General features: G+C 63.2%; 22 protein-coding genes and 1 tRNA gene. 12 read left to right on the top strand and 11 right to left on the bottom strand.

What is annotated here, in order from left to right; genetic code table 11:
* Positions 1-76: 76 nt before the first annotated feature.
* A complete protein-coding gene (locus tag ACNAOU_RS04205; RefSeq protein ID WP_011690592.1) occupies positions 77-559 on the bottom strand; it encodes a CarD family transcriptional regulator in 483 nt (160 codons plus the stop codon).
* 291 nt (positions 560-850) lie between these two features.
* On the opposite strand from ACNAOU_RS04205, the gene ACNAOU_RS04200 reads away from it, so the two are divergent.
* The gene (locus ACNAOU_RS04200) at positions 851-1,429 is read left to right on the top strand and encodes a hypothetical protein (RefSeq protein WP_018777897.1); all 579 of its coding nucleotides are present in this window, start codon (positions 851-853) and stop codon (positions 1,427-1,429) included.
* A 140-nt stretch (positions 1,430-1,569) separates the two neighbouring features.
* Here ACNAOU_RS04200 and ACNAOU_RS04195 read toward each other — a convergent pair whose 3' ends face one another.
* The gene (locus ACNAOU_RS04195; protein WP_020608526.1) at positions 1,570-2,250 is read right to left on the bottom strand and encodes a response regulator transcription factor; all 681 of its coding nucleotides are present in this window, start codon (positions 2,248-2,250) and stop codon (positions 1,570-1,572) included.
* On the bottom strand, positions 2,247-3,530 hold the full coding sequence (locus tag ACNAOU_RS04190) for an ATP-binding protein (RefSeq protein ID WP_231375235.1): 1,284 nt from the start codon (positions 3,528-3,530) through the stop codon (positions 2,247-2,249). The genes ACNAOU_RS04195 and ACNAOU_RS04190 overlap by 4 nt, the downstream gene beginning before the upstream one ends.
* 199 nt (positions 3,531-3,729) lie before the next feature.
* Between ACNAOU_RS04190 and phoU the strand changes: the two genes are divergently transcribed.
* The gene (phoU, locus tag ACNAOU_RS04185; RefSeq protein WP_018777899.1) at positions 3,730-4,383 is read left to right on the top strand and encodes a phosphate signaling complex protein PhoU; all 654 of its coding nucleotides are present in this window, start codon (positions 3,730-3,732) and stop codon (positions 4,381-4,383) included.
* An 87-nt stretch (positions 4,384-4,470) separates the two neighbouring features.
* Here the strand turns inward: phoU and ACNAOU_RS04180 are convergent, their stop codons facing one another.
* Positions 4,471-5,217 carry a phosphoglyceromutase gene (locus ACNAOU_RS04180; RefSeq protein WP_018777900.1) on the bottom strand — a complete coding sequence of 249 codons (747 nt, stop codon included), beginning with the start codon at positions 5,215-5,217 and terminating at the stop codon, positions 4,471-4,473.
* A 131-nt stretch (positions 5,218-5,348) separates the two neighbouring features.
* Here ACNAOU_RS04180 and ACNAOU_RS04175 point away from each other — a divergent pair, with 131 nt between their 5' ends.
* Positions 5,349-6,188 (top strand): hypothetical protein, encoded by an 840-nt coding sequence (locus ACNAOU_RS04175; RefSeq protein ID WP_018777901.1) that lies wholly within the window; start codon positions 5,349-5,351, stop codon positions 6,186-6,188.
* Between the two features lie 37 nt (positions 6,189-6,225).
* On the opposite strand, the gene ACNAOU_RS04170 is transcribed toward ACNAOU_RS04175, so the two are convergent.
* Both ACNAOU_RS04170 and ACNAOU_RS04165 read right to left on the bottom strand, forming a co-directional pair.
* Complete coding sequence (locus tag ACNAOU_RS04170) at positions 6,226-6,567, bottom strand: DUF2516 family protein (protein WP_018777902.1); 342 nt, start codon at positions 6,565-6,567, stop codon at positions 6,226-6,228.
* A gap of 10 nt (positions 6,568-6,577) precedes the next feature.
* Positions 6,578-7,762: a trans-sulfuration enzyme family protein gene (locus ACNAOU_RS04165; protein ID WP_422758109.1), complete on the bottom strand. Its 1,185-nt coding sequence runs from the start codon at positions 7,760-7,762 to the stop codon at positions 6,578-6,580.
* Between the two features lie 83 nt (positions 7,763-7,845).
* Between ACNAOU_RS04165 and tmk the strand changes: the two genes are divergently transcribed.
* Genes tmk through ACNAOU_RS04150 form a run of 3 tightly spaced genes read left to right on the top strand, consistent with a single transcriptional unit; the run spans position 7,846 to position 11,299 of the window.
* Entirely contained in the window at positions 7,846-8,505 is a 660-nt protein-coding gene (tmk, locus tag ACNAOU_RS04160) for a dTMP kinase (RefSeq protein WP_422758108.1), read from the top strand.
* A complete protein-coding gene (locus ACNAOU_RS04155) occupies positions 8,502-9,653 on the top strand; it encodes a DNA polymerase III subunit delta' (RefSeq protein WP_055973292.1) in 1,152 nt (383 codons plus the stop codon). The genes tmk and ACNAOU_RS04155 overlap by 4 nt, the downstream gene beginning before the upstream one ends.
* A gap of 8 nt (positions 9,654-9,661) precedes the next feature.
* Positions 9,662-11,299 (top strand): alpha/beta hydrolase, encoded by a 1,638-nt coding sequence (locus ACNAOU_RS04150; protein ID WP_422758107.1) that lies wholly within the window; start codon positions 9,662-9,664, stop codon positions 11,297-11,299.
* Here ACNAOU_RS04150 and ACNAOU_RS04145 read toward each other — a convergent pair.
* Positions 11,296-12,027 carry an HAD family hydrolase gene (locus ACNAOU_RS04145; RefSeq protein WP_422758106.1) on the bottom strand — a complete coding sequence of 244 codons (732 nt, stop codon included), beginning with the start codon at positions 12,025-12,027 and terminating at the stop codon, positions 11,296-11,298. The genes ACNAOU_RS04150 and ACNAOU_RS04145 overlap by 4 nt on opposite strands.
* 216 nt (positions 12,028-12,243) lie before the next feature.
* On the opposite strand from ACNAOU_RS04145, the gene ACNAOU_RS04140 reads away from it, so the two are divergent.
* Positions 12,244-12,316: transfer RNA gene (locus tag ACNAOU_RS04140), tRNA-Thr, on the top strand.
* 386 nt (positions 12,317-12,702) lie between these two features.
* Here the strand turns inward: ACNAOU_RS04140 and ACNAOU_RS04135 are convergent.
* On the bottom strand, positions 12,703-13,599 hold the full coding sequence (locus tag ACNAOU_RS04135) for a LysR family transcriptional regulator (protein WP_422758105.1): 897 nt from the start codon (positions 13,597-13,599) through the stop codon (positions 12,703-12,705).
* Positions 13,600-13,724: 125 nt separating this feature from the next.
* Between ACNAOU_RS04135 and ACNAOU_RS04130 the strand changes: the two genes are divergently transcribed.
* Together ACNAOU_RS04130 and ACNAOU_RS04125 are read left to right on the top strand one after the other, a co-directional pair.
* Positions 13,725-14,426 (top strand): type 1 glutamine amidotransferase domain-containing protein, encoded by a 702-nt coding sequence (locus ACNAOU_RS04130; protein WP_422758104.1) that lies wholly within the window; start codon positions 13,725-13,727, stop codon positions 14,424-14,426.
* Positions 14,427-14,552: 126 nt separating this feature from the next.
* On the top strand, positions 14,553-16,355 hold the full coding sequence (locus ACNAOU_RS04125; RefSeq protein ID WP_422758103.1) for a helix-turn-helix domain-containing protein: 1,803 nt from the start codon (positions 14,553-14,555) through the stop codon (positions 16,353-16,355).
* 19 nt (positions 16,356-16,374) lie between these two features.
* Here the strand turns inward: ACNAOU_RS04125 and ACNAOU_RS04120 are convergent, their stop codons facing one another.
* Positions 16,375-16,824 (bottom strand): MarR family winged helix-turn-helix transcriptional regulator, encoded by a 450-nt coding sequence (locus ACNAOU_RS04120; protein WP_422758102.1) that lies wholly within the window; start codon positions 16,822-16,824, stop codon positions 16,375-16,377.
* 156 nt (positions 16,825-16,980) lie between these two features.
* Here ACNAOU_RS04120 and ACNAOU_RS04115 point away from each other — a divergent pair, with 156 nt between their 5' ends.
* Both ACNAOU_RS04115 and ACNAOU_RS04110 read left to right on the top strand, forming a co-directional pair.
* Positions 16,981-18,198, top strand: coding sequence for an MFS transporter (locus ACNAOU_RS04115; RefSeq protein WP_422758101.1), 1,218 nt, complete (start codon positions 16,981-16,983; stop codon positions 18,196-18,198).
* 45 nt (positions 18,199-18,243) lie between these two features.
* Positions 18,244-19,209 (top strand): LLM class oxidoreductase, encoded by a 966-nt coding sequence (locus ACNAOU_RS04110; protein WP_422758100.1) that lies wholly within the window; start codon positions 18,244-18,246, stop codon positions 19,207-19,209.
* On the opposite strand, the gene ACNAOU_RS04105 is transcribed toward ACNAOU_RS04110, so the two are convergent.
* Positions 19,206-20,000 (bottom strand): SDR family NAD(P)-dependent oxidoreductase, encoded by a 795-nt coding sequence (locus tag ACNAOU_RS04105; protein ID WP_422758099.1) that lies wholly within the window; start codon positions 19,998-20,000, stop codon positions 19,206-19,208. The genes ACNAOU_RS04110 and ACNAOU_RS04105 overlap by 4 nt on opposite strands.
* Before the next feature lie 150 nt (positions 20,001-20,150).
* Between ACNAOU_RS04105 and ACNAOU_RS04100 the strand changes: the two genes are divergently transcribed.
* Positions 20,151-20,936, top strand: a complete 786-nt coding sequence (locus tag ACNAOU_RS04100; RefSeq protein ID WP_422758098.1) for an SDR family NAD(P)-dependent oxidoreductase — start codon at positions 20,151-20,153, stop codon at positions 20,934-20,936.
* A gap of 74 nt (positions 20,937-21,010) precedes the next feature.
* Here ACNAOU_RS04100 and ACNAOU_RS04095 read toward each other — a convergent pair whose 3' ends face one another.
* Positions 21,011-22,045 carry an ABC transporter permease gene (locus tag ACNAOU_RS04095; RefSeq protein WP_144651782.1) on the bottom strand — a complete coding sequence of 345 codons (1,035 nt, stop codon included), beginning with the start codon at positions 22,043-22,045 and terminating at the stop codon, positions 21,011-21,013.
* Positions 22,046-22,065 lie beyond the last annotated feature (20 nt).

The following is a 22,065-nucleotide window of genomic DNA, read 5'->3' as shown; positions in this document are numbered from 1 at the left end:
AGTACTGCGAGGCATCAGGGGTGATTTGTGGCAAAAAGAAACCCGGCGGCGCTTTCGCACCACCGGGGCTCAATTCTTAGGAAGCCAAGACCTCGTCAAGAACGCTTGCAGCCTTCTCTTCGTCCGTCTTCTCAGCCAGGGCCAGTTCTGAAATCAGAATCTGCCGTGCCTTGGCCAGCATTCGCTTCTCGCCTGCCGAAAGGCCGCGATCGTGATCGCGGCGCCAAAGATCGCGAACGACCTCTGCCACCTTGATGACATCGCCGGAAGCAAGCTTCTCCAGGTTCGCCTTGTAACGACGTGACCAGTTGGTAGGCTCTTCAGTGAACTCGGCGCGGAGAACGTCAAAAACGTGCTCCAAGCCTTCTTTGCCCACTACGTCCCGGACCCCAACAAGGTCAACGTTCTCTGCTGGAACTTCAATGGTCAGATCACCCTGAGCCACCTTGAGCTTGAGATACATCTTCTCTTCGCCCTTGATGGTGCGCATCTTGATTTCCTCAATTTTTGCTGCACCGTGGTGAGGGTAAACTACTGTCTCGCCGACCTCAAAAACCATGTGGACTTTCCCCTTTCCCGCAGATTAGTCTATCACGATTAAGGCATACGACTGGCACCCAAAGGCCTCCTCACCCGCGCCAATACAGGGAAACAGGCCTTAAACGGGTTCATCCAACCTCTTGACGTATTCGCCGAAAGATGCATCAGGCACCCAGTGTGAGCGGCCGGACTTCTCCACCGACTCCGCCACAAAGCCCTCCCGAATCCTTGTTTTGGACCGTTTGCCGATAGGCTATGGCTGAAAAAGTTTCCAATGACTCTAGGAGTAGGTGTCGTGCGCATTTCTGCGATGAACACTGTCCAGCGCGGCAAGCTGGCAATTGCGGCCGCTGCAATCGGCGTCGGCCTTCTGTCCGTCACCGGCTGTGGCTTCGTCAACGCCCAGCAGACTTCGCACCAGTATTCGGCTTCAGACGGGGTCAAGGCCGACCTCGGCAAGCTGCAGCTGCGCAACATGCTGATTGTTGCTTCCGGCGAAAACCAGCCTGGCCGCGTCATCGGTGCGGTATTCAACCAGTCGAACTCCGACGCCACGCTGTCGATCAGCGGCGCCAACGGCTCCCAGACCGAGATCCCGGTCAAGGCAATGTCCGAGACTTATCTCAACGACGCTGCCGACCCCGCCATCCTCAGCAGCGCTGGAGTCATTCCCGGCGGGCTGACTCCCGTGACGATCCGCAGCGGCTCCGACTCCGCCACGATCAACGTCCCGGTGGTTGACGGCACCCTCCCCGAGTACGCCAAGTACCTCCCGAGCCCCAGCCCTTCGGCCAGCCCGAGCGGTTCGGCAACTCCCGGCGCAACGGGCACCGAGACCAGCTCGGCCACCCCGTCCGCTACCTCCACGAGCTCCGCAGCCGGCCACTAAGGCCCCTGCCAAGAACACACAAAGGAAGGGTCCCGCCGCGGCGGGATCCTTCCTTTTTGCCCCCTCTGGAGTTTTTGTACGGATAACGCCCTTTAGAAGGCTTCTAAAGGGCGTTACCTGTACAAAAACTCCGCCAGGGGTTACGGCTCGAACTTGTAGCCCAGGCCGCGCACGGTCACCAGATAGCGCGGCGCTGACGGATCCGGCTCGATCTTGCTGCGCAGGCGCTTCACGTGGACATCCAGGGTCTTGGTATCCCCCACGTAGTCGGACCCCCACACACGATCGATGAGCTGTCCACGCGTCAGGACGCGGCCCGAGTTCCGGAGCAGCATCTCCAGCAACTCGAATTCCTTCAAGGGCAGGGAAACCTGCTCGCCGTTGACACTGACCACATGGCGTTCGATGTCCATCCGGACAGGACCGGCCTGGACTGTGGAGGTGATGAGCTCCTCGGGCTCCCCTTGCCGGCGGAGGACCGCGCGGACACGGGCCACCAACTCGCGGGAGGAATACGGCTTGGTGACGTAGTCGTCGGCTCCGAGTTCCAGCCCCACAACTTTGTCGATCTCCGAGTCCTTGGCTGTCAGCATGATCACCGGGACGCTGGAGCGTTGGCGCAACTGGCGGCACACCTCTGTTCCCGGCGTCCCGGGCAGCTGCAGGTCGAGGAGGACGAGGTCGGCGCCGTTCCGGTCGAACTCCACCAGGGCATCGCTGCCGTTGTCCACTACCTCGACGTCGAACCCCTCTTTGCCCAAAAGATAGGACAGGGGGTCGCTGAAGGACTCTTCGTCCTCCACTATCAAAATCCGGCTCAAGCGCTGGCTCCTTGCTCTCGGGCGCCAGTGGCGCCCCCTTGGTGGTTCACGTGGTGGGGTTGCCGGGCAGCAATTCCAGGTTCGACGGCGGCACCAGCCGTTGCGGACCCGGGCGGAAGCGCCGCCGTGGCAGCCGAAGGCGGGAGGCCGGCGTCGTCGTCCTGGCCTTCCATCTCGGGCAGTCGGATGGTGAAGGTGGAACCCTGGCCGGGCTGCGACCAGACGGTCACTTCGCCGCCGTGGTTGGAGACAACGTGCTTGACGATGCTGAGGCCAAGGCCGGTGCCGCCGGTGTGCCGCGAACGTGCTGCGTCGACGCGGTAGAAGCGTTCGAACACCCGTTCCTGGTCCTCGGGCGTCAATCCCTCGCCCTGATCCGTGACGGAGACGGCAACCACGCCTTCCCGGGTCCGGACACCCACGCCCACGCGGGTGTTTTCAGGGGAGTAACGGATGGCGTTGTCGATCAGGTTGCGCAGGGCAGTGACCAGGAGGTCGCGGTCACCGAAGACCAGGGAATCGGAGTGGCCGCCCACCACGATCTGGATGTTCTTGCTCTCGGCGGGAAGCTGCGAACGGTCCACGGCTTCGGTGATCACCGTGTTGATGTCCACAGCGTGGCCCTGCTGGGCGACGTTGGCGCCCTGGAGCCGAGAGAGTTCGATGATGTCCTGGACCAGGGCCGCCAGCCGGCCGGACTCCTTGTGCATGCGCTTGGCGAAGCGGCGCACCGCTTCTTCGTCGTCGGGCGATGCTTCCAAGGCCTCGGCCAGGAGCGAGATCGCGCCGACGGGGGTTTTGAGTTCGTGGGACACGTTGGCCACGAAGTCGTTGCGGATCTCCTCGGTGCGAGTGATCTCGGTCCGGTCATCGGCCAGGAGGACGATATATTCCCAGCCGAGCATGGCGGCCCGTACCTGCACCACGATGGTGCCTTTGCCGAGCGGCCCCCGGGGAAGTTCGTATTGTTCCTCCAGGATCACACCGTCGCGGCGGACCTTGGCGGTCATGTCCAGGAGCTGCTTATGCACTACCGTGTGGCCGCGGACCAGCCCGTAGGCGTAAGCGGCGGGGCTCGCACGGACCACGCCGTCGATCGCGTCCACCACGACGAACGCACGCCCGACGACGGCAAGGACTTCCGCTGCCCCCTCAGGGAGGAGGGGCTCGGCGACGTCGAGGTCCACGATGCTGCGCTGCCGTTCGCTGATCCTGAAAGCGAGCATGCCAAAGACGCCCAGCGACAAGCCAACGAGGCCTGCAATGACACCTATGAGCAACGGATCCACGTGTCCAGCTTATGCTGTGGAATCAGGGCGGAGCATTGATCCGGCGCCAAATGCCGACGGTTCAACTAACGTTCATCTAAAGGTGCCAAACAGTTCACGGGGCCCTGACACAGTTACTGGTTGGACTGCCAATGTTTTTGAAGTCCTGTCCCTTCAGGGGGCTCGGGATTTCCAAGGAAAGGACGCCTTAGTGCGCAAGGTTTTTCAGGAGGAGCTCACCCAGGTAGGTGACGACCTCATCGAGATCTCCAAGCTGGTTCACGAAGCGATCACGAAGGCCACGACGTCCTTCGAAGGCGCCGATGTGGACCTTGCACAGGATGTCATTGCGGCAGATGCCAGGATCGATTTCCTGCAGAACAGCCTTGATGAGCGCGCCATCGACATCCTGGCATTGCAGGGTCCCGTGGCCAGCGACCTCCGCATGATCGTGGGTTCGCTCCGCATGAGCGCTTCCCTGGAGCGCATGGGCGACCTCGCCCGCCACGTGGCCCAGCTGGCCCGCTTGCGCTACCCGGCAACCGTGATTCCTGCTTCGCTGACCCAGACCTTCAAGGCCATGGCCCAGCACGACATCGACATCACCGCGAAGGTCATCGAGCTCCTCGAGACGCGCGACCTTGAAGTCGCCCGCGACATCCTCAAGATCAACATCGCCGTGGACGACCTCCACCTCAGCGTCTTCAAGGCCATTGCCTCCCCCGAATGGAACGAGAACCCCGCCACCACGGTGGATGTTGCCTTGGCCAGCCGCTACTTCGAGCGCTTCGCCGACCACGGCGTCTCGGTTGCCCGCAAGGTCACCTACCTGGTGACGGGCGAATGGCAGCCTGAGGGCTTCTAACGCTCCATCCGCAGAACATACGACGGCGGCCGGTCACCTGAGGTGACCGGCCGCCGTCGTTAGTCTGGGGCCAAGAACCGCGAAGCCCTATTTCTTGCCCTGGTTCGCTACCGCGAGGATAGCTTCAGCAGCTGCGTCGGGATCCAGGTAGGTTCCACCGGGCTTGATCGGCTGGAAGTCCTCGTCCAGTTCGTAAACCAGCGGGATGCCGGTGGGGATGTTCAGGCCGGCGATGGCGTCGTCGCTGATGCCGTCCAGGTGCTTGACCAGGGCGCGCAGGGAGTTGCCGTGGGCCGTGACCAGAACGGTCTTGCCAGCCTTGAGGTCTTCCTTGATGTCCGATTCCCAGTAAGGGAGGAGGCGGACCAGGACGTCCTTGAGGCATTCGGTGCGGGGCAAGGCGTCGCCGAGGTCCTTGTAACGGACATCGTGCGCCTGGGAGAACTCGCTGTCATCGGACAGCGGCGGCGGCGGTGTGTCGTAGCTGCGGCGCCATTCCATGAACTGCTCTTCGCCGAATTCGGCGAGGGTCTGGGCCTTGTCCTTGCCCTGCAACGCACCGTAGTGGCGTTCGTTGAGGCGCCAGTCGCGCTTGACGGGGATCCAGCCACGGTCGGCCTTGTCCAAAGCCATGTTGGCCGTGTTGATGGCACGCTTCAGCAGGGAGGTGTAGAGGATATCCGGGAGGATGTTGTTCTCTACCAGGAGCTCCCCGCCGCGTACTGCTTCTTTGCGGCCTTGGTCGTTCAGGTCAACGTCCACCCAACCGGTGAACAGGTTCTTGGCGTTCCATTCGCTGTGGCCATGGCGCAGCAGAATCAGCTTGTAAGTCATGGTTTTCATCCTAGCCGAGGGCTCCGGTGCCCTGCCCGGCGTTACGAACAGCAACGAGGGCTCAGTCGCGGCCCATCAGGCGCCATCGAACGGGCCATAAGCGACCCGGCTTTGCAGGATAAAGTGGGGCCGTGGTGCAAAAGGCGGAACGGGTGGGCTCTCCCCGCAGTCGGGGCGGCAACCCGTTACGCAAACCGATCGGCAATATTACCCGCGGCACCACCAACCCCAACCGGATGCGGCGGCTGGACCGCTGGCTGGCCGGCCCGCAGGCGTGGCGGCTGCGCACCGCCGTCGAGCCTTTGGTAGTGGACCTGGGCTATGGCGCCTCGCCGGCCACCGCCGTGGAGCTTTTCGAACGGCTGCAGGCCGTCCGCCCGGATGTACAGGTCCGTGGAATCGAGATTGAACCGGAGCGTGTCCGCAGCGCCAAGGCCCTGGAAAGACCCGGACTCAGCTTCTCGGTAGGCGGTTTCGAAGTTCCGGTGCCGGGCAATCCCGTGCTGGTCCGGGCATTCAACGTGCTCCGGCAATATGAAGAAGCGGACGTCGCCGCGATCTGGGCCCTGGTGCAGTCCCGCCTGGCGCCGAACGGACTGTTCATTGACGGCACGTGCGACGAAATCGGCCGCCGTGTCACCTGGGTGGCCCTGGATCCGGAGCGTCCGCTGAGCCTGAGTTTTTCTGTCCGGTTCGGAAGCTTCGAGCTGCCTTCCGAAGTTGCCGAGCGGCTGCCCAAGGCGCTCATTCACCGGAACGTGCCGGGTGAGCCGATCCACGCGTTCCTGCAGGCAATGGACAAGGCCTGGCTGGAGGCGGCGCCGTTGGCTTCGTTCGGCAACAGGCAGCGCTGGACCGGGATGTGCCGTTCACTGCGCGACGCCGGGTGGCCGCTTCAGGATGGCCCTTCGCGGTGGCGCCTTGGAGAAATGACGGTGGCCTGGGACGCGGTGGCGCCCGGCCAGCGCTGATAAAGCAGGGCCAGCGCTGATACAGCAGGGGCTGGGTCTACCAGGGTCCGTACGGGCCGACGTTGCGGTTTCCGCCGCTGCCAGCCTCGCGGACTGCCGGCCGGACATCGGCGAGGTAGACGCAGGAGGCTGTGACTGCGGCGATGCCGAAGAGGCCAAGGCTGCCGCCGCCGGTAAGCATCGTCAGTCCACCGATGGCGAGAGCCACGCCGGTGAGGGCCAACCAGAACGTCTTGGTCCGCTTGGAAGCGGCCACAAACAGGGTGGGTCGGTGGCGCAGGCAATCAACGAATGCCCACAGTTCCAAGGCAAGGGCCACCAGTCCCAGGATGATGTAGACCCCGGAGGTGACGTACGCGATCAAGATTTTTCCGTCCACGTCCTCCAGCCTAGCTGTCCAACGCCTTCAGTGCTTGCTCAAGGTCGGACCAGAGGTCTTCCACGTTCTCAATTCCGACGCTCAAGCGGACCAGGTTCTCCGGAACGCTCAGCGGCTCGGCGGTGTGCCGGCGTCGTCGCTCAATCAGCGACTCAACTCCGCCCAGTGATGTTGCCGGGAGCCAGAGCTGCAACGCGCGGACCAGTTCGTCAGCAGCTTCGGCGCCGCTGCGTTGGTTGTCGCCGGCGATCTGGATGCACAGAATCGAGCCGAAACCCTTCATCTGGGCCTTCGCGCGCTCATGGCCCGGATCCGTGGGGAGGCCGGGGAACCGGATGGCTTCCACGCGTGGATGGGTGTTGAGCCTTTCAGCGAGCGTGGCTGCGGAGGCCTGCGAGCGCTCGATCCTCAACGCCAGCGTGCGCAGGCCGCGAAGAGCCAGCCAGGCCTCGAACGGCCCGGCGATTCCGCCGTGGATGATGCGGTGGTGAAGGAGCGTGGCGCGCAGCTCAGGGTTGGACGTCACCAGAGCCCCGAGGACGACGTCCGAATGCCCGGCCAGGTATTTGGTCACCGAGTGAAGCACGACGTCGGAGCCCAGGCTGAGGGGCTGCTGCACCAGGGGCGTGGAGAAGGTATTGTCCGTGACCACGAGGGCGCCCACGGCGTGGGCGGCATCAGTGAGCGCGCGGATATCTGCGATTCCGAGCATGGGATTGGTGGGGCTTTCCAGCCACAGCAGGTCAGCTTTTTTGCCGTCCTCAGGGCTGATCAGGGCCTTCACCGCGTCCGTGTCCGTGATGTCCACGGTGCGGAGCTCCAGGAAGCCTTTCTCCGCCAGCTCCGTGGCCATGACAAGCGAACCTGCGTAGCTGTGGGACGGCATCACCACGACGCCCCCGGCGGGAACCAGGGAGAGCGCCGAACTCACTGCGGCCAGCCCGGATGCGTAAAGCAGTCCCGGCAGGGTGGCGCCTTCAAGTTTGGCCAGCGCGTCCTCGAAGGGGTCCCAGGTGGGGTTGGCGTAGCGGCCATAGCCCCGGTCGCCGTCGCCCAGGCTGCCTGTACCGAAGTATGTGGAGGACAGGACGATGGGTGGATTCACCGGTTCGTCGTGGGCGCGTTCAGGACGACCGGCAGCAACCACAACGGTTTCAGGCGACAATTCGGCGGCGTGCTGATCGGAAAGGCTCATGCTTTCAGCGTAGTCGCGGGGAATGCTGTGGATGAAAGGCATTACGCGCCTTTGCTGTCAGGGAAGCTCGGTAGGCTAGACGCGTGAGTATTCAGAGCACAGGTCTTTTCATCGCGTTCGAAGGCGGGGACGGAGCGGGCAAGTCCACACAGGCCGCCCGGCTCTCCGACGCCCTCGAATCCCGGGGGCTCACCGTACTGCGCACCCGGGAACCGGGCGGCACCCCTATTGGCGAGAAACTGCGCTCCCTTGTGCTTGACCATGGCCACGGCACCATCGATGCCCGTACCGAGGCCCTGATGTTCGCAGCTGCCCGCGCGGCCCACGCGCATCAGGTCATTCGCCCGGCTTTGGCTCAGGGAACGGTGGTCATCACGGACCGCTTTGTTGATTCCTCCGTCGCCTATCAGGGTGTTGGCCGCGGCCTGGGCGCTGAAGGCGTTTTGTCCCTCAACGAATGGGCCACCGAAGGCCTCCATCCGCACCTGACGGTACTGCTCGACGTCGATCCCGCCCATGGCCGCCGACGCCGCACCGCAGGGGACACCGCCGAGGACCGGTTGGAATCCGAGCCTGACGAGTTCCATTCAGCCATCCGCCATGCTTTCCTGGATCTGGCCGAGGCCGCACCATCGAGCTATCTGGTCCTGCCGGCCGGCGAGGAAATCGAGGCCTTGGCTGCCCGGATCCTGGAGCGCGTGGAGTCACTGTTGGGTGACCGGGTTCCCGGTTCACGCCAGTGAGCGTCTGGGACGACCTCCAGGGGCAGGCCCCGGTTGTCGCACAACTGAAGCAGGCGGCGCAGGGCGACACGGGCCTCACCCACGCGTGGCTCTTCACCGGTCCCCCCGGCTCGGGCCGTTCAAATGCGGCAAAAGCGTTCGCCGCGGCACTGAACTGTGAGCAGGATGATGTCACGCAGCGTGGCTGTGGTGTCTGCGCGGCGTGCCACACCATCCTCGGCGAGACCCACTCCGATGTGACCTTCGTGCGGACGGAAAAAGTCACCATCACCATCGATGAAGCCCGCGAGCTTGTTTCCAAGGCCGGAGACCGTCCGGCCACGGGCCGCTGGCGGATCATCGTGGTGGAGGACGCGGACCGCATGGCCGAGCGCACCACCAATGTCCTGTTGAAGGCCATCGAAGAACCGACCCCGCGCACCATCTGGATGCTGTGTGCCCCTTCGCCAGCCGACGTCCTGGTCACCATCCGTTCGCGCTGCCGTCCGGTGAGCCTGCGGCTTCCGCCGGCTGCCGACGTCGCGGACCTCTTGGTGAGGCGCGACGGCGTCGAGCGCCAGCTTGCGGAGCGGGCGGCGCGGGCGGCCCAGAGCCATATCGGCATTGCCCGCCGCCTCGCCCGCGACGCGGATGCCCGGGAGCGCCGCCTGGAGACCGTTCGGATCCCCTTGGGCCTGCGGGGAGTCACGGCCGCTGTGATGATGGCCGAGAAGCTGGTCAAGATCGCCACGGAGGAAGCCAACAGCTCCAACGATGAACGGGACGCCGCTGAGAAAATAGCGCTGCTCGCGAGTCTTGGCGCCCCCGAGTCCGGGACTCTGCCGCCCTCCATGCGCAGCCAGGTCAAGCAGCTTGAGGATGACCAGAAGCGTCGCGCCAAACGCTCCATCACGGACTCCCTGGACCGTACCCTGACGGATCTGTTGTCCTTTTACCGGGACGTACTGATCATCCAATTGGGGAACGCCGTTGAACTGGTCAACGTTGAGCTGAAGGGTGATCTGGAAGAATACGCAGGCCGTTCAACGCCGGAAACCACCCTGGCCCGGATGGATGCCATCAACAAAGCCCGGGTCCGTATCACCACCACCAACGTGGCCCCGCTGTTGGCGGTCGAGTCCATGGCAACCAGCCTCATCCAGCAATAGGAGAACGCATGACGTCCGCACCCCGCCGGCCCGCCGGTAACCCTTCAAGGGACCGGTCTGCCCGGCTGTCTGCGGGTGGTGCTGTTCCTCGGGGGGCTGCACGACGCGGAAACCGCGGCCGCGGGTTCGCGGCGATGTGCGTGGCATTGGCGTCAATGCTGGTCCTCAGCGCCTGCACGGTGCCGTTCCTGCCGGCGCCCACCGCGAAGCCGTCCACCAGCACTGTGGATCCCTCCATCGCGGCCTCGGCCCCCAAAGGCCTGGAGAAGTTCTACTCGCAGTCCGTGGAATGGAGCTCTTGCGGAGACGGACTGCAGTGCGGCAAGGTCCAGGTCCCCATGGATTACGCGCAGCCGGGTTCCGCGGAGATAACCCTCGCGGCCATCAAGCTGCCCAGCACCGGAGACAAAAAGGGCTCCATCCTGGTCAACCCCGGGGGTCCCGGGGGCTCGGGGGTGGACTTCATCAAAGATGCAGGCACCACGCACTTCACAGAAAAACTCCGGGCGAATTACGACGTCGTGGGCTTCGACCCCCGCGGCGTGAAGGACTCCGCGCCGGTCAAGTGCATGACCGACGCCGAGCGTGATGCCGCCAGGGCAAAGGTGTTCCGCAAGAACACCGACGAAGGCCTGGCAGCGGCGATAGCGTTCAACAAGTCTTTTGCCGAGCAGTGCGCCCAGCAGACAGGGCCCGTCCTCGGACACATTGATACCGTCAGCGCGGCCAAGGACCTCGACATCCTGCGTGCCGTGGTGAACGACGCCAAGCTCAACTACCTGGGCTTTTCCTATGGGACGTTCCTTGGGTCCACCTACGCTTCGCTCTTCCCGGACAACGTTGGCCGGCTGGTCCTCGATGGAGCGGTGGACCCGTCCATCAGCAATGAGGAGCTGACCGCAGGCCAGGCCAAGGCGTTCGAAAAGGCAATCCACACCTACGTAGCCAGCTGCCAGAAGCAGAACCAGTGCCCTATGAGCGGGTCGGTGGAAAACGGTGTGCAGGAAATCAGGGACCTCATCAGCGCCGTGGACGAGAACCCGCAAACCGCCAAGGACGGCCGGTTGGTTACCGGCAACGACTTCGTCAACGGCCTCATCCTGCCCCTCTATAACGACCAGAGCTGGCCGGCACTGACCCAGGCCCTGGACAGTGCCTTCTCCGGCGACGTTTCGCAGATGATGCGGCTCGCCGACCTTGGCGCGGACCGCGAACCCAACGGAACGTACAGCTCCAACTCCGCTTTCGCTTTCCAAGCCATCAACTGCCTGGACTACCCCATGGTCATGGACACCGCAGGCATGCGTGCGGAGGAGGCCAGGCTCATCCAGGACTCCCCCACGTTCGGTGCATTCTTTGCCTACGGCGGCGTGAACTGCAAGGACTGGCCGTACCCGAACACCCGGACACCGGCGCCCGTCAAGTACAGCGGTGAAGCTCCCATCGTGGTGGTGGGCACCACGGGAGACCCCGCCACTCCCCTGGCGTGGTCGCAGTCGCTGCGCAAGCAGCTCGAGAACGCTTCCCTCGTCACGTGGGAAGGCGAGGGGCACACCGCCTACGGCCGCTCGAACTCATGCGTCAGCTCCGCCGTCGACGACTACTTTGTTGACGGAAAGCTGCCGCAGGACGGCCTCACCTGCTAGAGGTGCCTGGCTTCGCGTTTCTCCACCAGGAGCGGGAGCTGCTTGATGGAATCGACGACGGCGGTGGCGCCGGCCGCGCGCAGGGTTGCCTCTGAGTGTGAGCCGGTCAGCACCCCTGCGACGAGTGAGGCCCCCGAACGGACGCCCGAGAGCATGTCCGAGCTGGTGTCGCCCACCACGGCGACTTCGCGCACGTCATCGAGGTCGAGTGCGAGCACTGCGGTGAGGATCATGTCCGGGTAGGGTCGTCCGCGTCCGGCGTCCGCCGGGCACAGGCTGAGGTCCGCCAGGCCCATCCAGCCCAACGATTCGAGCACCATGTTCTGCGTGTGGCGCCCGAAGCCCGTGGCCAGGCAAATCTGCATGCCGGACTCGCGCATCCACAAGATGGCGTCCTCCGCCCCGGGAATGGGGCGGATGCCGCCGTCGGCAATCATGTCGTCGTAGGCCCGTTCGAAGACCTTATTCGCGCTCACGGCCACGGCAGCGTCCTCGAACAGGTGGCTGAAAACCGTCATCTTGGAGAAGCCCATGGTGTCCCGGGCATAGCCGAGCATGCTCTCGAAACGGCTGCTGCCCGGTTCAATCCCGTGTTCCACCAGCGCCCGGGACATAGCCTGCCCGGTCCGGCCATCGTCGGTGATGGTAGTCCCCACCATATCCACGACCGCCAGCTTCAGCCGGTTGGGTGTGTGGTTGGCGTCCCTGGTCAGTGCGTCCCCGGTCATTGAGCGGCTCCTTCGGCTGTGCTTCGCGGCGAGTGGACCCCGCCGCAGTTGATTCCCCAGCTTCCGGCGAGCGGGAAACCGCAGCCTGAACCGGGCCCGACGCCCGGGTGAACATCCCCGCAACGGCCGCCATCGTGCTCGTTTTGACCCGGGCGCGGTGCCTCTATTACAGTTATGTCTTGCGTGATCGCCCGGGAAACCGGGGATGAACGCGGTGCTTCCTTAGCTCAGTCGGTAGAGCGTTTCACTCGTAATGAAAAGGTCATCAGTTCGATTCTGATAGGAAGCTCAGACAAGGAACCCCTTGGAGACCAACGTTTCCAAGGGGTTCTTTTGCGTTGGTGAAAGGCGGCTCTCCAGAGCCTGGCTTCTGCCAGGAAAGTCGCATCCGGGAGTTCGATGTATCTGATCGGCGCGGCGGCCAAAGCCTCAGGGCCAGGGAATGGGGCGATCCAACCGGGCCGGCGGTGATCTTCCATCACGGGTCACCGAGTAGTTCGGCGGTCCCAGGGGCTGGGGAATCCCCCTGGACATTGGGATTCGCGTTCTGACCTTTGATAGGCCCGGTTACGGCGGGTCTCCACGGCAACGCGGGCGGTAAGTGGCCCGCTGGCCGGCATGTTGCCGCGGAACTCGAAGCCGCCACACAGGGAGAGAACCCGCTCCGCGCCTTCATCAATTTCCCACCAACCGCTGGATGGTGGACACCAAGGAGCGCAGCTGCGGGTTACGTTCGGGCTCACCGGTCCGGGTGGCGAGGTACACGGTGTTCAGCGGTGCGAATTCCGGCGTGTGAAGGGTAACCAGGGTTCCAGCGGTGAGGTCTTCTTCCACAAGGTAGCGCGGCAGCACTGACATTCCCGTGCCGGCCAGGATGGCTGCACGCACGCCACGAAGGTCGGGCACGATGCAGATGGTCCGGAGGTGGTCGGGGCGTCGATGGAACACCGTCCGCCAATAGCGGCGAATGATGGGGAGGTTCTCGGCGTATGCCACCACCGGGACAGCGGACAACTCACCGTCGGCAGGTTCAACGCCCGTGATGCCTGCCGTCCAGGAGGGCGCTGCCACCAGCACAAATTCCTCGTCATACAGGGGTACGCCGCTGATCCCCTGAACCCGCGGCCGGACAGCGCTGATCACGATGTCCAGGGCGCCTGAACGCAATTCCTCGAGGAGGTTGTCCACCAGGCCAAAACGGATTCGCAGCCCTCCCCCTATTGCCTTGGTTAGGTCCGGGGTGTGAGGCAGGAGCATGGCGGAGATGAACTCTGCAGGACCGCCCAGGTGGATCGACTCATTGCCGCCCGACATAGCGGACATGAAGGCCAGATCGTCCAAGGCATCAATGTGCGGGCCGACGTCCCGAGCCAGGCCGTCGGCTTTGGGAGTGGGGGTGACGCCCGAAGGACTTCGCTCAAAGAGGCACAAGCCAAGATTCTGTTCGAGGGAATGAACGTGCGTGGAGGCAGTTGGCTGCGAAATGCCGAGCAACCGCGCGGCCTCGGTCAACGACCCCACGCGGTAGACGGTGAGGAAGGTCCGCAAATGTTCCAGGTTGTGAGTGGCCATCCGTGCCATCCTCGCACGAGCGGGTCCAAGGAATTCCAATAGGGGCCACCGCATTTTTCAATAAGTCCCTCAAGCGGCTGAAGAGCATGATCGGTGGACAACAAACCATTCCCGAAAGGCAAGAAATGTCCCGCATTCTCATGATCGTTTCAGCAGCCAACTCCCTTGAACTTGCCGACGGCACACAGCATCCCACAGGCGTGTGGGCCGAAGAACTGGTGGTGGCTCACCAGTCCCTCAAAGCAGCGGGTGCAGACGTTACCATCGCCAGCCCAGGCGGCAGGAAGCCCACGGTGGACCCTGGATCCCTGAACCCCGAAATTGTGGGCGACCAGGACAAAGTCCTCGTCTTCAAGCAATACCTTGCGGACATCGCAGGGGAACTTGAGGCACCAGTGCCCCTCGCCTCCATCAACGTTGGCGACTTTGACGCCGTCGTACTGCCCGGCGGACACGGCCCCATGGCGGACCTCGCAACGGATGCGGATCTTGGTGACCTGCTCATCCAAGCCAACAATGCGGGCACCATCATCGCGCCCTTCTGCCACGGACCTGCCGGCCTGCTCAGCGCCACGAACAGTGACGGTAGCTTTGCGTTCGCGGGCCGTGAGCTGACAGTGTTCACGGACGAGGAAGAACTCACCGGCGGAACGGGCCAGAAGACCCCGTGGCTGGTGGCTACCACTTTGGCCGAACGCGGCGCAGTGGTCAGGAGCGGCCCGGCCTGGAACAGCTTTGTGGTCCGCGACGGCAATCTGATCAGCGGCCAGAACCCCCAGTCCAGCGAGGCCGTAACAGCAGCCGTGATCGAAGCCCTCGCCGAATAGCGTCACACCGCTGCACCGGCTGTTCCGCCTCTATCCCCGAAGCCCCTGAATCTGAATACTGGGAGTGTGAAAGAGCGGTCGGATCGAACGGCTGAACGCCTGAGGAGCTGGCTAAAAGCCCTGGGCATGGTCGGTGCAGCGGTTAACGGGGGCATCTCCCTGGATGAGCTGCTCAACATGGTGTCCCGAACTGCCAGCGAATTGATGGGCTACGACTTTTGCTCCGTGACGGTCCCGGACGCCAACAATACTGCCCTGGTGATCAGTGGCTCCTACGGCCTCTCCGAAGACTACATCCGGGAAGTCAATGCCCTGCACCCCATCCGGTTGCAGGGCATGTCCATTCCTTCACCATCCACCCAAGCCTTCAAACTGGGGATCCCGATTCAAATCGAGGACACCGCAACCAATCCATCGTTCGTGCCGTGGGCTGCCGCGGCTCAACGCCAGGGCTTCTCGTCGATGATTGCCGTGCCGATTGCAGCGCCCAACGGAACACTTGGGACGCTGAACTGCTTCACCCGCCTTCGCCACCCTTTCACCAGCGAAGAGGTATCGCTCCTGACGATCCTGGCCGATCAGGTGGCCATTGCCATCAGCACGGCCAGCCTTCGGGCCGAACAGGCACGCGCAATCGTCGAGCTGACGTCGCTGAACAAAGCCCTGGAGGAGCAGTACACCCTGCAGCGTCAGGTAGCCGACGTGCACCGCCACCTCACATCACTGGCTCTGGGCGGGGGCGGCGTTGAGGATGTGGGAACAGCGCTTGCTGAACTGCTCAAACGTCCCGTGGTGGTCCGCAGCGACCAGGACACGGTGATGTGTGGCCCGGAGAATGACGCACGGAGCCTGGTGGAAGGGTTGAAGGAATCCACTTCCGGGCCTGCCCTTCCTAATCCCACCCCGGTGCTCTCGGGCGTCGAGTTGCCGCTGCCGGACGGGTCATCAGTACCGGCAGTCAGTGCGCCTGTGGTTATCAGGGAAGAGGTTGTGGCGACGATCTGGACCACGGGAGCCCTGTCTGGGTTGACGCCCTTGGAACGGCACGCCATGGAACATGCGGCAACAGTCATGGCGTTGGAATTCCTTCACGCGCGCAGCATCGCGGAGTCCGTGTGGCATCGATCGGGACAGATTCTTTCAGGCATCCTGCTGGGTTCCGGCCCATCGCCGTCGGTTCTGTTCGACCAAGCCCGCAGGCTGGGGCACGACCTCGCAGAACCGCACGCCGTGATCGTCACGCGACACGATCGCGCCCCTGAGAGCGAACTTCAGAGCAGGCTCACGAGTGTCCTGACAAGCCGCTCGGGAGGTTCCGTTCCGAGGCCTTTCATGGGAGTCCACAAGGACTACGTCATAGCCCTCTGGCCCGTGGGATCGGAGCCACTCGTGGCGGCACGCGCAATTGCTGATGAGATCAGGCTGTCCCTGAGCGAGGGCGGGACCCTTCAGATCTCCGCGGTGGCCGGCCCGGCATCTGATCCTGCAGGATACGTCGAAGCATTCGCCACCGCGCGGGGTGCAGCCGAGCTTGGCCGGCTAAGGGGAATCTCCGGACGGACTCTGCTCTTGAACGATCTGGGAATGGCGGCGGTGTTCCTCCAAGGACCGGACACAGCCAGGCTCCGCTCCTACTGCGAGGAAGTCCTGGGGCCGTTGCAGCGATACGATGCTTCCCACGGCACCGCACTGACCCATACCCTGTCTGTGCTGCTCCATTGCGATCTCGACGCCCACAAGGCAGCAGCGCAACTGTCCGTACACGCGTCAACCATCCTCCGGCGTCGTCGACTCATTGAGGACACGTTGGGGCGGGAGATGACGAACGTGGCCGCCTTAACGAGTATTGCTGCGGCCCTCCAACTGGAGGAGATACTGGCGGTCACGGGCGCTCAAGGGCTCGGTCAGCAACCCGATCCCCTGCCGTAATTCCAAGAGAGCCACGGCGTCAAACTGCCGCGTGCAGCCCTGGCAGTGCCTGAACGAGCGGCGCAAGCTCAGCGGTTTCCCCTGCGGTGGCCAACGCCTGTTCCAGCGTCCTGTCGTGGGCAGGCCGGGCCGCGCTGAGCAGTTCGCTCCCATCCGGGGTGAGCTCTGTGTAGATCCCGCGCCTGTCGTCTGCACAGAGGACCCGCTGCAGGAGCCCCCTGCTCTCCAACCGGTTCACGAGGCGGGTGGTGGCACTCGGAGACAGGGCGGTGGCCCGCGCCAATTGCTGCATCCTCATGTGCCAGCCGTCTTGCCTGGCGAGCGCATCCAGGACCGTGTATTCAACCACTGACAATTTGGCTGTGGACTGAAGCGCCTCTTCGAGTTGCCCCTCTATCAGTCCATGCAGCGCTGCCAGCGTGCGCCAGCCTCGGGCCCGCACCTCCAGGGCGTCGTCTTCGATGCTCATGTCATGTTCCTTTCATCCGCGCCGACCACGTCATTCCCGCATCGGCAAAGTAGTTGCTTGCGCGTTGTATCTTCTTGTGCAAAGATATTACAAGCGTCTGCAACTAACAGCTTACGCGCACTATCCTCTGACGTACAGAATTTCAAGGAGATTGTTATGCCTATCGGGCTTATCGCCTTAGCCTTGGGTGGCTTTGGCATCGGACTCACCGAGTTCGTGATCATGGGACTTCTCCCCGAAGTCTCCGCCGATTTCGCCGTGAGTGAGGCAACTGCCGGCTGGCTGATCTCGGGCTACGCCCTCGCAGTGGTGGTGGGAGCCCTGCTGCTCACCCTTGCCATGGCGCGCATGGACCGGAAAAACGCCCTCGCATTGCTTCTTGGCGTTTTTGTAGTGGGCAACGTCCTCTCAGCGATCGCCCCCGACTACTGGACCATGATGTCAGGACGGATCATCGCGGCCCTGGCGCACGGTGCATTCTTTGGCATCGGATCGGTAGTGGCGGCCGGAATGGTGGACCGCACCCGGAAAGCCGCGGCCATTGCCATCATGTTCACGGGCCTGACAGCCGCAAATGTACTCGGCGTGCCCTTCGGCACCATGCTGGGCCAAGCCGCCGGATGGCGGTCCACGTTCTGGGCCATCAGCGTTATTGGAGTCCTGGCCCTCATCGGCATCCTGACGTTCGTGCCACGTACAGCGGGCGCCGACGAAGCGCCGTCGGCCGGTATCCGCAGTGAGCTGCGCGCCTTCAAGTCAGGCCAGGTCTGGCTCTCCATCGCAGTGACGGTCCTGGGCTACGGCGGAATGTTCGGCGCGTTCACCTACATCGCCTTTACGCTGACGGAAGTCTCCCACTTCTCGGCGAGCACTGTCCCGTGGTTGTTGATCCTCTTCGGTGTGGGCCTGTTTGTGGGCAACGCAATGGGTGGCAAGGCAGCTGACCGCAACGTCGACCGCACACTGCTGGTGATACTTGCCGTGTTGGTGGTGGTCCTGGTGGCCTTCGCCCTGACTGCCGGCAACCGGCCTCTCACCATCGTGTTCCTGGTCCTCATGGGTGGCTTCGGCTTTGCCACGGTTCCCGGGTTGCAAATGCGCGTTATGAACTACGCCAAGAACGCACCCACCCTTGCCTCGGGCGCCAACATCGGAGCCTTCAACGTCGGCAACGCCCTGGGCGCCTGGCTCGGTGGCGTCACCATCACGGCCGGCTGGGGGTACACATCACCCATCTGGGCCGGTTCCGCCATCACCTTCCTGGGACTCATCGTCATGGTGATCGCCGCAACCAACGCCCGCCGCGCAGCACGGATCTCCGCCCAGACGCCCCGGCATGCAGCACCACAAGTGGTCGAAGAATACTCACGCTGAGAACCACAGTCACCGAAATCCAACTCCCCTGATCGAGAGGCCGGCATGACCCGGACAGCAGACATATCCCACCGCCCATCTTCCGCTTTGGCAGCGCTCAGCCGGAACGGCGACGGCCTGAGCATCGGCGTCGAGTTTCCTTTGGACAATGATTTCGCCCGGTTCAGCCGGGCGGAGTCCGACGCCCAGTTCGGCATTCCGGACCTTAGCCACCAGCGGCGTAGGGCCGAACTTGCGGACCGGCTGGGTTTCAAAGCCCTCTGGCTTCGCGATGTCCCTCTCTGGGTGCCCGCTTTCGGCGATGCCGGCCAGGTGTTCGATCCCTTCCCCTACCTGGGCTACCTTGCGGGCGTTACCGAATCGATCCTGCTGGGAACCGCCGCAGTGGTGCTTCCACTGCGCCACCCCCTGCATGTGGCCAAGATGGCAGCGTCCATCGATCGGCTCTCCGGAGGCCGCCTTATCCTGGGCGTCGCCTCGGGCGACCGGCCCAATGAGTATCCAGCGTTCGACGCCGATTTCGAGTCGCGCGGCGAGCGGTACCGCTCCGCGGTGGACACCATCCGGACGGCATGGCGCGAAAGCTCCGGTCCGGACAATGCCGTAAAGGTCCTGCCGGTGCCCGCCCAACCCGAAATTCCCCTGGTGGCGGTGGGCCGCGCCCAACAGAGCACGGACTGGATCGCCTCCGCCATGGACGGCTACATGACCTACCACCGTTCCGGGCCACTCATGAAACCAGTGGTGAACCGCTGGAACCACGCCGTTCCGGACGGACAAGCCAAGCCTGTGCTGACCACTATGCTGGTGGACCTTCTGGAAGACCCGTGGGCGCCGGTGGAACCGATCCGCTTCGGCGCCCGGCTGGGCCGCAACTCCCTCGTCCGGTACCTGGCGGAGCTGGAAGAATCGGGTGTTGCCCACGTGGCCCTGAATTTCAGGCCCAGTTCACGGCCGGTGGAGCAGGCGATGGAAGAAGTGGCCCGGCACGTTCTGCCGTCCTTCTCCTAAGGAAAGATCGAGTCGACGTAACCGCCGTCCACCCTCAGGGCGCCGCCAGTGGTGGCCGAGGCCTGGGGAGAACTGAGGTAGACCACCATGTTGGCGATCTCGGCCGGGTCGATGAGCCGTTTGATCAGCGAGGCGGAGCGTTCAGTGGACATGAATTTGCCCTCGGCTTCCTCCCACGGCATGACCGGGCCAAACTTGCTCCTGATGAAGCGGACGGCGCCGTCGGTCCTGGTGGGCCCGGCTATTACCGAGTTGACGGTCACGCCGGATCCTGCAGCTACCTTGGCATAGCCCCTAGCCGCCGCGACCAGGGCGGTCTTCGACACACCATAGTGCAGCATGTCGTGGGGCACGGCGATGGCGGCATCGCTGGCGAGGTATAGGACCCTGCCCCACTTCTGCTGCATCATGGTGGGGAGAAGGGCCCGCGTCAACCGAACAGCGGAGAGCAAGTTGACATCCAGGTAGTCCTGCCAGTCGTCGTCGGTGATGTCCATGGCGTCCTTGGACTCGTAAATACCAAGGTTGTTGACCAGGATGTCAATGCCGGCCACTTCCCCCAGCAGATCCGCAATTCCCTGTTTGGTACCCAGATCCGCTGCCACAGTCCGGGGCTTGCGGACTCCGGCGGCCTCCGAAACAGCAGAGGCGGCGTCATCCAGCGAGTCACGGCTCCTACCGCTAAGCACCACATCGGCTCCCGACGTGGCCAGCGCCGTGGCGATGGCCAAGCCGATGCCCTGGGATGAACCCGTGACCAAAGCTGTCTTTCCAGTGAGATCAATCTTCATTTTTAGCGCAACCCCTTCGAAACGAACCACTAGTCAAGTAGCCTGTTCTTATAATACGGACACAATGTCTGCTTGGCGATAATAATTGACATTCTTTCTCGCCTTTGCCCCGCTGTGGCGCGAAGCCACGTGAAAAATATGGAGTAGCAAATGGATCAGAATCGATTCCTCGGAAAAACAGTCATCGTCACGGGGGCCGGGTCCGGACTGGGGGCTGCGGTCTTCAAGAGGTTCCTCCTTGAAGGGGCCAACGTCGTCGGTGTGGACCTCAGCGCAGAACCGATGGAACGGTTTCGGGAGCGAAACTCCGTCCTATCGGCGCAAATGACACTCAAGGTGGCCAACGTCAGCGATCTGGACGCCATCGCCGCCGTCATTAACGAGAGTGTGGAAGAACTTGGCACGCTGGATGTACTGGTCAACAATGCCGGCATCGCTCCGACGGGCCCGGCGGCAACCACCTCGAACGAGCTCTGGCGGACCGTCATGAAGGTCAACGTGGATGGCCTGTTTTACGCAACACGGGCCGCACTTCCCCACCTGATCCGCTCCCAGGGCAACATCGTTAATACTGCGAGCGTCTCAGGTATCGGCGCTGATTACAGCTATGCCGCCTACGACGCCTCGAAGGGTGCGGTCATCAACTTCACCCGCAGCGTCGCGGTGGACTACGCCCAGCGTGGTGTGCGCTGCAACGCCGTGGCTCCCGGACCTGTTTTGACGCCGCTGCTGCAGAAGAACCTGGATACCACCGCCGGCCTCAAGGAAGCCTTTGGACGTTCCATCCCGTTGGGCCGCATTGCTGCCCCGGAGGAGATTGCCCCTTCGTTCACCTTCCTCGCCTCGGCCGACGCCTCCTATATCAACGGACACATCCTGACCGCTGACGGTGGAGTCACTGCCTGGAACGGGCAGCCCAATCCCCACGAACTCTGAACAAACCACACCTGAAAAAAACGAAAGCTCCCTCCACGATTCGTGGAGGGAGCTTTCGTTTGTTGGAAGTGGAGTCATGTTCGCTTCAGCGGAAGGTTGCCTCGATCGCTGATGACCGCCAGCACAATGACGACGCCGATCACCACCGGTTGGAGATTCGGCGACACGTTCAGCAGGGTAAGCCCGTTGTTAAGGACGCCGATAATCAGAAGGCCAATGAACGTACTGAACATGGAACCCACACCGCCGGACAAGCTGGCCCCGCCAATAACAACTGCGGCGATCACGCTCAACAGATCGGAGGCACTTCCCGCAGTTGGCTGCGCCGAATCCAACCGGGCTCCGACTGCCAGACCGGCGAGGGCCGCCAGGAACCCGGCAATGACGTAAACGCGTGCTTGGGCAAGCCGAACGCTGATACCTGAAAGGCGGGCTACCTCCTCGTTGCCGCCAATGGCGTAGAGCTGGCGGCCGGAGGGCCGGTACCGCAACCACAGAGCGGCAAGAATGAAGACCAGGAGCATGAGGTAGACCTGCAGCGGGATTCCCAGCAGTCGCGTACGGGACAGGCCGAGGAACCAATCAGGGAAGCCGACCACCGGGTTTCCATTGGTGATGTACAGAGCCAGCCCCGCACCGGCGAACATGGTTGCCAGCGTCGCGATAAATGGCTGGACATGCCCGAACGTCACCAGGAGCCCGTTCACCAGGCCGATGAAGGCACCCAGAATGAGCCCGCAAACCATGGCGAGCCAAAACGGCAGGCCGATTTCCTTATAGAGGAACGCCGTCGCCATGAATGACAACGCCATGGTGGAACCGACAGAAAGGTCTATTCCACCGAGGATGATGACCAACGCGGCCCCCACGGCCATCATCCCGATGTAGGACACCTGGCTGAGGACGTTAATGAGGTTGTTCGGAGTGAGGAAGTACGGCGAGAGCAGCGACATCGCGATGCAAATGACCACCAGGCCGATCACGGGGCCCGGGACACTCTTGGCGAGCTGCTTGATCCTTGCTTGCAATGGCTCGGGGCCGATGCCTGAGCCGGTGTTATGCCGGGCGCCTGGCTCGGCCTTGGCGCCGATGGTATTCGTTGTGGGCACTGTCTTAACTTTCTGTCGTG

It is taken from the genome of Paenarthrobacter sp. C1 (assembly GCF_049315185.1).
Classification (GTDB): domain Bacteria; phylum Actinomycetota; class Actinomycetes; order Actinomycetales; family Micrococcaceae; genus Arthrobacter; species Arthrobacter nicotinovorans.
The sequence above is the reverse complement of the archived record's forward strand: the minus strand, read 5'-3'. Positions and strand labels throughout refer to the sequence as shown.

Coding starts and splice junctions, on each gene's coding strand:
- ACNAOU_RS04100 (WP_422758098.1), top strand. CDS start 20,151: ATGGATCAGAATCGATTCCTCGGAAAAACAGTCATCGTCACGGGGGCC.
- ACNAOU_RS04120 (WP_422758102.1), bottom strand. CDS start 16,824: ATGAGCATCGAAGACGACGCCCTGGAGGTGCGGGCCCGAGGCTGGCGC.
- ACNAOU_RS04200 (WP_018777897.1), top strand. CDS start 851: ATGAACACTGTCCAGCGCGGCAAGCTGGCAATTGCGGCCGCTGCAATC.
- ACNAOU_RS04125 (WP_422758103.1), top strand. CDS start 14,553: ATGGTCGGTGCAGCGGTTAACGGGGGCATCTCCCTGGATGAGCTGCTC.
- ACNAOU_RS04205 (WP_011690592.1), bottom strand. CDS start 559: ATGGTTTTTGAGGTCGGCGAGACAGTAGTTTACCCTCACCACGGTGCA.
- ACNAOU_RS04110 (WP_422758100.1), top strand. CDS start 18,244: ATGACCCGGACAGCAGACATATCCCACCGCCCATCTTCCGCTTTGGCA.
- ACNAOU_RS04165 (WP_422758109.1), bottom strand. CDS start 7,762: ATGAGCCTTTCCGATCAGCACGCCGCCGAATTGTCGCCTGAAACCGTT.
- ACNAOU_RS04150 (WP_422758107.1), top strand. CDS start 9,662: ATGACGTCCGCACCCCGCCGGCCCGCCGGTAACCCTTCAAGGGACCGG.
- ACNAOU_RS04180 (WP_018777900.1), bottom strand. CDS start 5,217: ATGACTTACAAGCTGATTCTGCTGCGCCATGGCCACAGCGAATGGAAC.
- ACNAOU_RS04135 (WP_422758105.1), bottom strand. CDS start 13,599: ATGGCCACTCACAACCTGGAACATTTGCGGACCTTCCTCACCGTCTAC.
- ACNAOU_RS04145 (WP_422758106.1), bottom strand. CDS start 12,027: ATGACCGGGGACGCACTGACCAGGGACGCCAACCACACACCCAACCGG.
- ACNAOU_RS04115 (WP_422758101.1), top strand. CDS start 16,981: ATGCCTATCGGGCTTATCGCCTTAGCCTTGGGTGGCTTTGGCATCGGA.
- ACNAOU_RS04130 (WP_422758104.1), top strand. CDS start 13,725: ATGTCCCGCATTCTCATGATCGTTTCAGCAGCCAACTCCCTTGAACTT.
- ACNAOU_RS04105 (WP_422758099.1), bottom strand. CDS start 20,000: ATGAAGATTGATCTCACTGGAAAGACAGCTTTGGTCACGGGTTCATCC.